Annotated in this window: 8 protein-coding genes; 1 reads left to right on the top strand and 7 read right to left on the bottom strand. The window is 41.5% G+C overall.

What is annotated here, in order from left to right; translation table 11 throughout:
- The 5 genes from AB8E63_RS00415 to AB8E63_RS00395 all read right to left on the bottom strand — a co-directional run bounded on the left by AB8E63_RS00415 (position 1) and on the right by AB8E63_RS00395 (position 9,960).
- Complete coding sequence (locus AB8E63_RS00415; RefSeq protein ID WP_368909456.1) at positions 1 to 1,299, bottom strand: folylpolyglutamate synthase/dihydrofolate synthase family protein; 1,299 nt, start codon at positions 1,297 to 1,299, stop codon at positions 1 to 3.
- Position 1,300: 1 nt separating this feature from the next.
- The gene (gene folP, locus AB8E63_RS00410) at positions 1,301 to 2,251 is read right to left on the bottom strand and encodes a dihydropteroate synthase (protein WP_368909455.1); all 951 of its coding nucleotides are present in this window, start codon (positions 2,249 to 2,251) and stop codon (positions 1,301 to 1,303) included.
- Positions 2,252 to 2,548: 297 nt separating this feature from the next.
- Positions 2,549 to 3,748, bottom strand: coding sequence for a phosphoglycerate kinase (gene pgk / locus AB8E63_RS00405; protein WP_368909454.1), 1,200 nt, complete (start codon positions 3,746 to 3,748; stop codon positions 2,549 to 2,551).
- A 373-nt stretch (positions 3,749 to 4,121) separates the two neighbouring features.
- Positions 4,122 to 4,658, bottom strand: coding sequence for a hypothetical protein (locus AB8E63_RS00400; protein ID WP_368909453.1), 537 nt, complete (start codon positions 4,656 to 4,658; stop codon positions 4,122 to 4,124).
- 241 nt (positions 4,659 to 4,899) lie between these two features.
- Positions 4,900 to 9,960, bottom strand: a complete 5,061-nt coding sequence (locus AB8E63_RS00395; RefSeq protein WP_368909452.1) for a G5 domain-containing protein — start codon at positions 9,958 to 9,960, stop codon at positions 4,900 to 4,902.
- 300 nt (positions 9,961 to 10,260) lie between these two features.
- Between AB8E63_RS00395 and AB8E63_RS00390 the strand changes: the two genes are divergently transcribed.
- On the top strand, positions 10,261 to 11,892 hold the full coding sequence (locus tag AB8E63_RS00390) for a Na/Pi cotransporter family protein (RefSeq protein WP_368909451.1): 1,632 nt from the start codon (positions 10,261 to 10,263) through the stop codon (positions 11,890 to 11,892).
- Between the two features lie 29 nt (positions 11,893 to 11,921).
- On the opposite strand, the gene AB8E63_RS00385 is transcribed toward AB8E63_RS00390, so the two are convergent.
- Both AB8E63_RS00385 and pepA read right to left on the bottom strand, forming a co-directional pair.
- Positions 11,922 to 12,218, bottom strand: coding sequence for a bacteriocin immunity protein (locus AB8E63_RS00385; protein WP_314945637.1), 297 nt, complete (start codon positions 12,216 to 12,218; stop codon positions 11,922 to 11,924).
- A gap of 24 nt (positions 12,219 to 12,242) precedes the next feature.
- Positions 12,243 to 13,307 carry a glutamyl aminopeptidase gene (gene pepA / locus AB8E63_RS00380; protein WP_368909450.1) on the bottom strand — a complete coding sequence of 355 codons (1,065 nt, stop codon included), beginning with the start codon at positions 13,305 to 13,307 and terminating at the stop codon, positions 12,243 to 12,245.
- Positions 13,308 to 13,390 lie beyond the last annotated feature (83 nt).

The raw sequence follows: 13,390 nt of genomic DNA, 5'->3' as shown, positions 1-13,390 counted from the left end.
CTAGTTTTTCCTCTCCATCAGATAGGCTCTCACCTGGCTCAAGAAATACAAGGAGCCCGTTACTATCCTAACTGTTTTTTTCTCTTCATTTTCTGTCATTTTTTGGTCTAGAAATTCCTGCCAACTTTGATAGTTGAGATTTCTAGAACGAGCTTCTTCTTTTAGCACCTCTTCGTCTGTCGCTCGACCATCATCAAAGTGAGTCAATGTCAGCTCAGTATCTGGCAAAGTTCCTAACAAGTCTAACATATCCTCCAAGGCCTTGGTTTTGATACATGTAAAAAGTATTTCCTTGTGATAATCAGCAAATCGTTCTTGCAATGTTTCTACCAAAGCCTTGATAGCATGGGGATTATGGGCCCCGTCTAAAATCATCAAAGGGCTTCTAGAAACAATTTCAAAGCGTCCTGGCCAACTTGTTTCTTCTAAGGCTTGAGCCAACAAGTCATTTTCTGGTAATTTCTGACCAGTCTCTTTGCAATAGCTATCTAACAAGGCCAGCGCCATCCCTGCATTCTCTATCTGGTGCAAACCCAGCAATCCTGTCTGAAAGCGACCTTGTCTAAGCGGGCTTGTATAGTCAAAGACTTCTCCCGTCCCCACACTCCCTTGATGACTGACTTGATAATCTTCCCCATAAACAAGCCTAGGAGCCTCTTTCACTTTCGCGATTTGGTTGATAACTGCTAAGGCTTCTGGGACAATATTTCCTGTTGCCAGGGGAACTCCTTGTTTGATAATTCCAGCTTTCTGCTCCGCGATAGCTTCCAAGCTAGCCCCTAGTAAAGCTACGTGATCCAGGCCAATGGTCGTAATACCTGTTAAGATAGGCTGACAAACATTGGTACTGTCCAAAAGTCCACCCATACCTACTTCCATAATGGCCACATCGACTTGCTCAGAAGCAAAATAGTCATAGGCTATAGCAGTGATAATCTCAAACTCTGTCGTCCCCTGCAAATCATGAGCATGCTCCCCCTCAAGTAGTGAGCGATAGTCTACCATCAAGGTCTCTAATCTTGCTTCTGGGATAGATTCCTCATTAATGGCAATCTGATCGGTATAATGAATCAGATAGGGTGAGCTAAAGACTCCAACTCTTAGCCCCATCTTTCCCAACATATTCTTCAAAAAGGCTATAGTAGATCCCTTACCATTGGTTCCTCCGATATGGATAACCTTGAGTTTCAGATGGGGATTGCCACGTAAGGCTAATAGCTTCACCATCCTCTCCAAACCAAAATGCGGTTGGTCTGTCCGATAGTTAGCTATCCACTGATTCGTTTCGTTTTTATTCATCTTATTTATACTGTTTCAAGTTTAAATTTTCCGCATCATCTGCCAGACGAATAGCAGACGCGATCTCGACTGCCATCTTGTGGCTGGCTACATCGTGTACACGCACCACTTCTACACCCTGTCTAGCAGCGATACTGGTCACATGAGCTGAAGCAGTATCACGATTTCGGAAGCCTGCTTCAGTTTCTGGGTTTACTTCAAAACCATTTTCTTCCAGAATATTGATGACAAAGCGCTTGCGAGAGACTCCTAAAAAGATAGGATAGCCCATCTCGTGTAATTTATCAAGGTCACGTAGAAGTATGAGATTTTCCTTTTTGGTCAAGCCAAAGCCAATCCCAGAATCTAGCATGATGTTTTCTTTCGAAATTCCTGCTTTTTCCGCTCTTACTAGAGCACGGTCAAAGAAAGCTGTCATCAATTCTTCTACTGGTAGTTTTTCAAACTCATCTAAGTCTTCCTTTGTAAAAGGCTCTCCAAAGCCAAAATGAGGGAAGATAAGTGAACTAGGATGCTGAGGGCGTGCCATTACTGGATTAAACATGATGACTACCTGAGCTCCAGCTTTGGCAACAACTTCCGCCATCTTCTCATCCCCCATAAGACCTGTAATGTCATTGACTATATGGGCCCCAGCCTTTAGAGCTGCTTCTGCAACTTGACTTTTCCATGTGTCTACTGAAATCAAAACATCACTTTCTTGACGGATAGCCTGAATAACTGGAACCACACGTTGGATTTCCTCTTCAATCTCAACATAGCCATAGCTACTTCCAGGTCGAGTAGATTCTCCACCGATATCTAAGATAGTAGCACCTTCAGCTATCAATTTTCGAGCCTGTTTTAAGGCTTCTTCAATAGCAAAAAATTGGCCCCCATCAGAGAAAGAATCTGGGGTGACATTGATAATACCGCAAATAGCTGTTTTTGTATGATTGTCTCTTTTTTCCACGATTATTACTCAAATTTCATTTATATTGGTATTCCTCTATTTTACTGTTTTTTTTGGATTCTGTCCAATTATCCCTCGCTACTCTCAAACTTTAAAAGAGCGAAAAAAAGAGAGTGGGACAGAAACCGGTAATTCGTTAGAATTCGATTTCGTCGTCCCACCTCCGCACAGTTGAGTAGGGCTGTAAAAGCTGATGAAATCAGCGTAGTAGAGACCACTCAACAACTGCGTCCTGCTCGAAAATCCAAAGACAATTGAGAGGCTAGGACTTTTGTCCCAGCCTCCTTTTTTATAATCTTATTTTTCAGTCAAAGCTGCAAGTCCTGGAAGAACTTTACCTTCAAGAAGCTCCATTGAAGCTCCACCACCAGTAGAGATCCATGAGAACTTGTCTGCACGACCAAGGTTGATAGCTGCGGCAGCTGAGTCACCACCACCGATGATTGATTTAACACCTGGTTGTTTCACAATAGCGTCCATCACACCGATTGTACCAGCTTGGAAGTCAGGGTTTTCAAATACACCCATTGGTCCGTTCCATACAACTGTTTTCGCACCAGTCAATGCTTCATCAAATTTAGCGATAGATTTTGGACCGATATCCAAACCAAGGAATCCTGGGTCTACTGCTTCACCTTCAGTGTCTTTCACTTCAGTGTAGTCTGCAAATGCGTTCGCTTCTTTTGAGTCAACTGGCAAGATCAATTTACCGTTTGCTTTTTCAAGAAGAGCTTTAGCAACATCCAATTTGTCTTCTTCTACAAGTGAGTTACCGATTTCGATACCTTGTGCTTTGTAGAATGTGTAAGTCATACCACCACCGATAAGAACTTTATCAGCTTTTTCAAGCAAGTTTTCGATAACACCGATCTTGTCTGAAACTTTTGAACCACCAAGGATAGCCACGAATGGACGTTCTGGAGCTTCAACTGCTTCTTGGATGTAGGCAATTTCGTTTTCAAGAAGGAATCCAGCAACAGCTTTTTCAACGTTTGCTGAGATACCAACGTTAGATGCGTGTGCACGGTGAGCTGTACCGAATGCATCGTTTACGAAGATACCATCTCCAAGTGATGCCCAGTATTTACCAAGTTCAGGATCATTTTTAGATTCTTTCTTACCATCAACATCTTCGAAACGAGTGTTTTCAACCAAAAGAACTTGGCCATCTTCAAGAGCGTTAACAGCTGCTTCCAATTCAGCACCACGTGTAACACCTGGAAGGAATGTAACTTCTTGACCCAATTTAGCAGCCAAGTCAGCAGCTACAGGAGCAAGTGATTTACCTTCTTTGTCTGCTTCTTCTTTAACACGTCCAAGGTGAGAGAAGAGGATTGCACGTCCACCTTGTTCAAGGATGTACTTGATAGTTGGAAGGGCAGCAGTGATACGGTTGTCGTTAGTGATCACGCCATCTTTTACAGGTACGTTGAAGTCAACACGAACGAGAACTTTTTTCCCTTTCAAGTCAACGTCTTTAACAGTCAATTTTGCCATTAGATATGACTCCTTCTTTTTTTTTTACGTGTTAATTATATCACAAAATCAATAAAAGAGATAGCAAAACCTTAAACTTTTACCCTGAAACAACTCTCTCTAGTAAATTAAACTCAATCTTTACTTTCTAAGGAAATCCCTCACTGTTTTTATCTTCATCTATGGTATGCTGCTCATTTATAAAGGAAGAGCTATTGTCTGGAGTTGTGTCTTTATTTTTTCTTAACTAGCTCTTCAGAAACTGCTCAATTTTCAAAATCTATTTTGAAAGTTTTATATTGAAATAGAAAATGCCATCGAAAGGTTAACCTGTTTCTAAAGGTTGAATCACTTTTGTTCAGTTTAATTTCAAATTAAAGACTTATCCGCATCTCTAATTAAACCTGTCCTGATACTTCATGTTAAACAACCACTGAAGATTGATGAGGGGTTTACTCTGTACATCAAGTACCGGTTGAACGGTTTCTCGAATCTCTCCTTTTATCTTTGTTTCATCAATTGTTGCAATATCAATTTTTTTATAATCTTTGTCGAGAGCCCACTCAAGCTCAAAATTCTTATCAAACTTATAGGACACATCGTTTTTATCACTGTAGTGATAACCTTCATCAAACTCACTAAAACTGGTAGGATGATCACTTGAATCAATAGAATTTTCGATAAAATTCGCTCCATCATCATCATAGCGAATACCTTCAATTTTCGGAGTATAAATCTCCCCCATGTTTTCAATCAACATGACTAAGTCGGGTTCTGTTCCTTCCTTATGAGGCATCCGTTGCGCATAATAAACTGAGTTAGATAGCAAATTAATCGTAGTAACAGCATACATACTCGCTCCTATAAATACTACTAAGCCAATGCTCACTACTACAATGTTTACAGCAATGACTACTTTTAATAATTTCATCTTCTTTTTCCTTTCTTTTTCCCAAACCAATTCTTGATGGGATTAAGGATAAATAGCTTTTAAAATTCAATATACATAATCAATCTTCAAAGTAAAACATGCAGATATCTCACTACAACAATCCTTATGAAATTATAAAAATCTTAACATAAACATTCTAAGAATGCAAAAAGGCAGGAGCCAAAAATGGCTCTTGCCTTTTAATACTATTATCTTGTCAGACGGTAATTAGAAGTCCAACTTACTCTTCTTTTTTCTTTTGAGCGAGAAGCCCAAAGCTACCTAGAACTCCAACCAAGCCAAGGGCAAGGAGATTTGCATCTACTCCTTCACCTGTACTTGGAAGTTGTTTTCCTTCAGGTTTTTCAGCTTGTGCTTCTGCGGTTGTTGCTTCCTGCTTAGCTGCTTGTGCTACTGGAGCAGGTGCAAGAGTTTTGTCATCTTGGGATTCCACTTTTGGACCAATCTCAACAATCTCAGTAACAGCTTCTTTGATAAGCTCTGTTCCCTTCAGACTGCGGTTGCCTTCTGCGTCAACTTCTACAAGATTTCTACGAAGCCCTTCAACTCCTGCTTGAACCAAGCGACGTTCTCCTGCTTGAAGGCTAGGATTTACTCGTTCTTCATGGCCGTATGCAAGATTTTCTTCCTCAACCACTAATGCTGGATTGCTAATTGTCAAATCTTTGACTCCGTCTAGTGGTTGAACACGGCTTTCTACCTTGGTACCAACTTCAGTAATCTCAGCCACTGCTTCCTTGACTACTTCTGTCTCAAGAAGCGTGCGGTTGCCTTTGGCATCAACTTCAATCAGACGACGAGTCTGACCTTCTACACCTGCCTGAACGATTCTACGTTCTCCTGCTTGAAGGCTAGGATTTACTCGTTCTTCATGGTCGTATGCAACTTTTTCTTCTTCAACTACTAATGTTGGATTGCTGATAGTCAAATCTTTGACTCCGTCTAGCGGTTGAACACGACTTTCTACCTTGGTACCAACTTCAGTAATCTCAGCCACTGCTTCCTTGACTACTTCTGTCTCAAGAAGAGTGCGGTTGCCTTTAGCATCCACTTCAATCAGACGACGAGTTTGACCTTCTACACCTGCCTGAACGATTCTACGTTCACCCGCCAATAGGTCTCCTGACGGACGTTCTTGGCGTTCGAAGGCTTGAGTTTCTGTTTCAATCACTAGCTCAGGTAGAGTTTCAACTGTTGGAGCAGATTCCCCTTCTTCTAAGCTACCTACATGGTGGCTTTCTTCTGCAGGAGCTAGTTTCTTATTCAGCTTTTCTTTCATGTCCGCAAATGCTGCTGGAGTTGGCGTTTGTGAAGATAATAAAGCCTCAGCTTGCGCAATCAACTCAGATTGAGGATCTTTTTCAAGAACGGATTCAAGCAAGCTTTCCAATTCTTCTCTAGCAGTTTGATAACGTTGATTTCCATCCAAGTCTGCACCTGCTTGTTTTAAATCGTTCAGGGCTTGGTTGACCGCTTCTTGACTAGCATCGTGGTTTTCTAAGATGGCTTTTGCTGCATCAAGCTTCTCAACAAGAGCTGCTTGTTTTGCTGCATCCGCAAATGTATAAGCTAATGTTTCTTTGCGTCCTTGAGCAGATGTGATTTCTTGTTTCAGATATTCGTCGTTAATGGCTGCCTTAGGTGATACTAGAACATCAAACTCGACAGTTTGACCTTGATAGTGCAATTGAAGTTTTTGACGGCCTGTTTTTTGAGCATCATAGCCTGTAATTTCGACTCCTTGGTCTGTAAAGCTATGTTCTGTTTCAGTTTCATCATCATACAAGACCTTGAAGCGTCCCTCTGATAAGTCAAGAGTATCACCTACAAAGTAATCAATCTTCGGTTGCTTGCTAATATACACGGCTGCGACTTCTTTTGGACCAGCTTCTTCACCAGTCACTTGAACCTTGAAGCTTCCTGCAACTGGAAGACCAAGATAGGTTACTGTTAAGTCTTGTTCACCATGATGGTGGGCATCGAAGCCGTTAACAACTACACCTGCATGACTGAGGTTGATGACTTCATCTGCTTCTTCACCCTCATATTTGACGCGAAGAAGACCACCTTTGAGATTCAATTCCTCGCCATCTTGGTAAGTTGTCTTTTTAGGTGCTACTTCTAGACTGACAGCCTTAATCTTTCTCTCATCCTGAGGAATCGTTACAGCAAGAGTATTACTGATTTCTTTACCTGGCAATTGTGTTCGGTAGTAAAGAAGGCTTGGACGTTTTTCAAAACTTAATGGGTCTGTTGCTAAATCGCCTCCAACTACTGTGTTTAAGGTAGCGATTGGAGTTTGTGAATCTGCCTTGTCATAAACTGTAATTGTTGCTCCAGCAGGAACTTCTGAGAATCCAAGTTGAATCTTATTGTCCGTTAGAACACGCGCTGCAACTTTAGCCATTGGAATGTTTTGGCTCTCCGTATCAAGAGTTTCATACATCTTCCAGTTGTAGATGCGGATAGCTTTCCATGGTGTTCCATTGTCAGATGTAATAACGTGCAAACGCCAGTCTTGCGCTGTAATTGGGCTATCAAGGGTAATATCTGAAACATGGGCTCTATTGCCACGAACAGCCTTGGCCAGTTTCCATTCTCCAGCTTCATCCTTATAGTAGAGGTCAAAATCCTTCGTATTCATCAAACCATCGTTGACGGATTCTCCACCAGCACCGGCATGGTCCATGACCCATCTAACGACACGGCGTGGTTGTGTCAAACGGATATCAACGCTACCACTCAACTGAGCAGAAGACCATTTGTCAGATAGACTAGTGATAGTTCCATTCAACATACCTTCGATACCTTCGCCGCCTTCTGTATCTGGGAAGGTACTTCCGATAACAGTCGCTCCTGGAACGATGTTTTCTGCTAGAGGTCTTGGAAGACTTGTGTCTTGGACAGTCATCCCCCACTCAAAGTTTGTAGTTGCCGCTTCAGAACGAAGGCCATTCTTACCAACTGCGACAACCTTCAACTCCTGACTAGTACCAGTTGCACTAGCTGAACGGCTAACTTTTGGTAGGTAGATCGTAGTTGCAGATGAGCCTGTCAATAGGCGCCAAGCATCGCCATCCTTCTCATAAACTTCATAGAAATCAGCATCTTTATTTCCAGTAAATTGGACAATGGCTTCTGCTTCTTGGGCATTTTTAAGGGATTGTTTAGCTACTTTAAGAGCTGTTGGTGCTTGAGGAGCCTCTTGATTATCTGTTACAGTCAACTCACCCAAGTTAAATTGATAGCCCTTAAGGGCAGCAGTATTTTCAAAAGTGAGCTTGATACCGTAAATAGTCTGACCTGCCAAGGCACTCAAATCAAATTCATCTTTTGTCCAATCGTCAGATAGAGTCAGCTCTTTACGAGCATTCTCGCCACCATAGGTGTAGTTTTTCTGAGTCGCAAACTCTACATAGACCTTGCTTCCCTTACCACCTTTATGAGCAACACGAAGTTTTGTTTTATCTGTTACTTCCAGTTTTGTAGAGTAGAGACGAACATCTTGGTTGGTATTTTCAGCTAAATCACCCGCAAACTTAAGTGAGTTACCACCATTGTAGGCATCTTCAAAGTCATAGTCAGCTTGAAGTTTAGCACCTGATGAAGTTTGCCACCAGCGCCATGTAGGCAAGATACCTGATACAGAACGATAGTTCCATTCAGAATCCTTAGAAACTTTGCCGTCTACAAACCATTTTTTACCATGTCCTGTGTTAAAGGATGTTGTAAAAGTACGTCCCACTGCTGGTGTACGGTCAGCTACAAGGTTGGCAATCCCGTACCAGTCCTTGTCATCTGGTTTTTGACCAGTTGGATCTCCTTGGTAACCTGTAAAGAAGATATTTTCATTCTTGTGATAGTCTTCTCCAGTCTTACCAAGACTAGTGATAGTATCAGGCGCAAAGAGACCAAGTGATAAGCGGAGCTTGCCTTTTTCATCAAAAAGAGCATCCCATTTCACTTTTGTCTTGTAAGAACCACCTTGTTGCAATTCCAAACCTGCAAAAACATCATACTGACTGCGTCCTAGCCATTGCGCCATTGTTACAGAGTAATCATTTTTCTCTTTAGTCCAGTTAAAATTTGCAAAGAAGTGATCTGCAGGTACTTTATCGCCTTCTTTTTCCATGAATTGGTAATTGTATTCACCCAAACCATCTGCATGATAACGGCCGTATTCATAAGTCATGGCATCGTACCAAGAATATTTCACTGGATGATTGACTTGAGCCGCATATTCCTTGGTATAGAGCATGAAGTCACGCATTTTCTTACCGAGAGGCGTTACGATATCTCCTGTTGTTTCTTGGTTGATAAAATAGCCGTCAAATCCATAGTATTTAGCCAAATCAACCAACTTGCGAGCGATAGGGAAAGTACCGTCTTCGTCTTGTTGAAGAGCTGCAGCAAATTTTTCTTGGTCTGCAATACTATTAGACCAGTTAAAGAAAAGAGTACCCAATACTGGAACACCATTACGGTGACCAGCATCAATCACGTCCGGAGTTGGAACGAGCCCTTCCCAGAAGACCATTGAATTCAAGTATTGCCAGTAGTCAAAAGCATAGGCTTTAAACTCTTCACCACCTACAGAAGCGTGATCTTTAGCCTTAGAGTTGGTATTGGCAAGAGCTTCAACCTTGGCGTCCTTATTGGCTTTTTCGTTGACTACATGCCCACGGTAACGTTTAGCCAATTCAACCGAAGAACGGTTAATAGCGTCGTCTTCACGGACACCCGGTTCCCATTTCAACAAATCTTCCCAAGTGTCAAACTTAATTTCTTTTGGTCGAAGACTTTTTTCTTCTTTCTTAGGAACATCTGAGACAGTTGCTTTCTCTTCAGCCTTATTTTCTGTAGCCACAGGTGCTTCCTCAGCCTTATTTCCTGTAGCTACAGGTGCCTCTTCAGCCTTAGGCGCTTCAGCAACCGGACTAGCTACTTCCTTATCAGTTGCAGTCAATTGGTCCAAGGTTGGTTTTTCTTCTGATACAGGTTGTTCACTAACCTTATTTTCAGTTCCCTCTAACTGCTTCAAGACTTCAGGTGAAGTAGTTAGAGGTTGTTCTGTAGTTGCAGTCGATGGCTGTTCAGTCGTGTTATTTGACGGTTGCACTGCAGCTACAGCAGTAGTTGTTGGTTCATTTGCTGGAAGGGCTACTTCTTCTGCTAAAGCCTGGTTAGCAAACAAAACAGATCCAATCATCAAAGAGCAGGCCCCCACTGATAATTTTCGAATACTATAGCGGCAACGTTTCTCAAAAAATGGATTCTTCATTTTTTCTCCTTTCACTTCCGAAAAGTAAGCGCTTTATTTTTATTTTAAAAAAGTAACTGCCCTTAAAATAGCAGAACTGTTCATTCTTATTTTACGATATTTATAAGTAGAGTCAACAGTCATCCTAAAATATCTATAAAGGAGTGAATAAATGATATAAATTAGACAATCAGAAGCATTTTTTCTACTTTTACTGGCATTTTTCTTAAAAAAACTTCATTTACTACTTGTTAGATTGCTATTAATCCTTTAAAATAGAATGGGAGAAATTCCGTGATTATTTTTCGGAGGAAAAAGGAAATGTCCATTAATTGGCAGGAAATTATTTTTCACTTTTTAGGTGGTCTAGGACTATTTTTGTATAGTATCAAGACCATGGGGGACGGTTTGCAACAAGCTGCTGGAGATCGTCTTCGATATTACATTGACAAATATACTAGCAATCCTTTCTTGGGAATTTTAGTTGGAATTGGGATGACTGCCCTGATTCAATCGAGTTCAGGTGTTACGGTTATTACAGTTGGTCTGGTTAGCGCTGGACTATTGACTTTACGTCAGGCCATTGGGATTGTCATGGGTGCCAATATTGGAACAACTGTCACATCCTTTATCATTGGTTTTAAGTTGGGAGACTACGCATTACCTATGCTCTTTCTCGGAGCAGTCTGTCTCTTCTTCACAAAAAATAGAACCATCAATAACATCGGACGAATTGTCTTTGGTGTCGGTGGTATCTTCTTTGCCCTCAATCTTATGAGTGGCGCTATGGAACCCCTTAAGGATTTACAAGTCTTTAAAGATTACATGGTAGAACTTAGTAAAAATCCAATCTTGGGTGTTCTTGTCGGAACAGGTTTAACCCTTCTGATTCAAGCCTCCTCAGCGACCATCGGGATTCTACAAAATCTCTACGCTAGCAATCTGATTGACCTTCAGGGTGCCCTACCAGTGCTCTTTGGAGACAACATTGGAACAACCATCACTGCTATTATCGCTTCTTTGGGTGCTAATATTGCAGCCAAACGTGTGGCGGCAGCCCATGTGGCCTTTAACGTTATCGGGACTGTTATCTGTATTATCTTCCTCGTTCCATTTACAGGCTTAATCCAATGGTTTGAGAGCTTCTTAAATCTAGCTCCAGAAATGACCATTGCCTTCGCCCACGGAACCTTCAACATTACCAATACGATCATTCAGTTTCCATTCATCGGAGCTCTTGCCTTCTTGGTAACCAAACTTATCCCTGGAGAAGACGAAGTTGTCAAATACGAGCCACTTTACCTTGATGAGCAACTGATCAAACAAGCTCCATCTATCGCTCTTGGAAATGCTAAAAAAGAACTTCTACACTTGGGTAATTATGCTGCGAAAGCCTTTGACCTCTCTTACGACTATATCATCAACTCTAATGAAAAAGTTGCAGAAAAGGGACATAAGACTGAAGAAGCTATCAATACCATTGATGAAAAATTGACTCGTTACCTCATTAGTTTATCTGGTGAAGCTTTGAGCCAAAAAGAGAGTGAAGTCTTAACCAATATCCTTGACTCTTCACGAGACTTGGAACGTATCGGAGACCACGCAGAAGCCCTGCTCAATCTTAACGATTACTTGCAACGCAAGAATGTTCAGTTCTCTGAGGCTGCCTTAGAAGAACTAGCAGAGATTTATCTTAAAACTAGTGATTTCGTCAAAGATGCTCTTGAGAGTGTGGAAAACAACGACCTTGAGAAAGCTCAAGCTCTTATCGAGCGACACGAAGACATCAATAACATGGAACGTGTCCTTCGTAAGACTCACATCAAACGTCTAAATAACGGAGAATGTTCTACCCAAGCAGGTGTCAACTTTATTGATATTATTTCACATTACACTCGTGTATCAGACCACGCTATGAACCTTGCTGAAAAGGTTTTGGCAGAACAAATTTAAAACGAAAAAAATGCTTTGATTCTTTCGAATCAAAGCATTTTAAATAGCTCTCCAATCATAAAGGAAGATGCGGCTGCACCCCTGTATCTCGCTTCTTCCTTTTTGATAAAGCGAGCCAAATTGACTAACTCTGGCGCTGGGGTCTTGGGATTTTTGAGTAGTTCAAGTGTGACTAGCCCTGAAAGTCGCACTGCTAGCAAGCGCTCATTGGTGCTAGGTAATTTCTTAGCAGTCTCTAGCAGTGCATTCACTAGATCTTCACTCAGGTTTTGACGGGCATTATTGTAAAGATCCCGTATCAAGGTTTCTAGGTTTGGTTCTTCCATCCCTATCACCTCCATCTTTTCTGTTTAATAATTTTTGATTAAATCTACTGTAGAACGATCCAATTTTTTAACCAAGGCTTGTAAGAAAGCTTGAGCTTCAAGGAAATCGTCCATAGCATAAAGTGTTTGATGAGAGTGGATATAACGGGCACAAACACCGATTGTTGTTGATGGGACACCACCATTTTTCAGATGAGCTGCACCTGCGTCGGTTCCACCTTTTCCACAGTAGTATTGGTACTTGATTCCAGTTTCTTCAGCTGTCGTCAAAAGGAAATCCTTCATACCTGGGAGAAGCAAGTGACCTGGATCGTAGAAACGAATTAAGGTTCCATCACCAATCTTACCTTGACCACCATAAACATCACCAGCAGGTGAACAGTCAACTGCTAAAAATACTTCTGGATCAAATTTGGTTGTTGAGGTATGAGCACCACGAAGTCCGACTTCTTCTTGGACGTTAGCACCAAGGTAAAGTTCATTTCCCAGTTTTTGACCTGACAAGTTTTCTGCCAATTCACTAACCATGAGCACTCCATAACGGTTATCCCAAGCTTTGGAGATGATATTTTTTTCATTAGCAGTTAGGATTGCACTACTATCCGGAACGATGGTGTCTCCAGGACGGATACCAAAACTTTCAGCCTCAGCCTTATCTGCAAAACCACCATCAAAGACGATATCTGAAATAGCTGGCATGGTTGGCCCGCCTGTCCCACGAGTCAAATGTGGAGGTACTGAACCTGAGATGACTGGAATTTCACGTCCTTGGCGCGTAAAGAGTTTAAATCGTTGGCTGCTGACAACCATCGGGTTCCAACCGCCAATTTCAACTACTCGGAAGGTTCCATCTGGTTTGATTTCACTTACCATAAAACCAACTTCATCCATGTGAGATGCTACCAAAACACGAGGTGCATCGACTGCTTCTGAGTGTTTGATACCAAAAATACCACCTAGGCCATCTGTTACTACTTCATCCACGTGAGGAGTTATTTTCTCACGAAGATAAGCGCGTACAGGTGCTTCATGACCTGAGATAGCAGAAAGTTCTGTTACTTCTTTGATTTTAGAAAATAATGTTGTCATTTCTATCCCTTCTTTCTTTCAACCATTTTACCACTTTTTATAGGAGAAGGGTAGTGAAAATCATCAATCTATAGATCTATCTA

It is taken from the genome of Streptococcus sp. oral taxon 061 (assembly GCF_964211575.1).
In the GTDB taxonomy this organism is placed as follows: Bacteria; Bacillota; Bacilli; order Lactobacillales; family Streptococcaceae; genus Streptococcus.
The sequence above is the reverse complement of the archived record's forward strand: the minus strand, read 5'-3'. Positions and strand labels throughout refer to the sequence as shown.

What these genes read in the sequence shown, in the direction of transcription:
- AB8E63_RS00415 (WP_368909456.1), bottom strand. Translation starts at nt 1,299, where the DNA reads ATGAATAAAAACGAAACGAATCAGTGGATAGCTAACTATCGGACAGAC.
- pgk (WP_368909454.1), bottom strand. Translation starts at nt 3,748, where the DNA reads ATGGCAAAATTGACTGTTAAAGACGTTGACTTGAAAGGGAAAAAAGTT.
- AB8E63_RS00400 (WP_368909453.1), bottom strand. Translation starts at nt 4,658, where the DNA reads ATGAAATTATTAAAAGTAGTCATTGCTGTAAACATTGTAGTAGTGAGC.
- AB8E63_RS00395 (WP_368909452.1), bottom strand. Translation starts at nt 9,960, where the DNA reads ATGAAGAATCCATTTTTTGAGAAACGTTGCCGCTATAGTATTCGAAAA.
- AB8E63_RS00390 (WP_368909451.1), top strand. Translation starts at nt 10,261, where the DNA reads ATGTCCATTAATTGGCAGGAAATTATTTTTCACTTTTTAGGTGGTCTA.
- AB8E63_RS00385 (WP_314945637.1), bottom strand. Translation starts at nt 12,218, where the DNA reads ATGGAAGAACCAAACCTAGAAACCTTGATACGGGATCTTTACAATAAT.
- pepA (WP_368909450.1), bottom strand. Translation starts at nt 13,307, where the DNA reads ATGACAACATTATTTTCTAAAATCAAAGAAGTAACAGAACTTTCTGCT.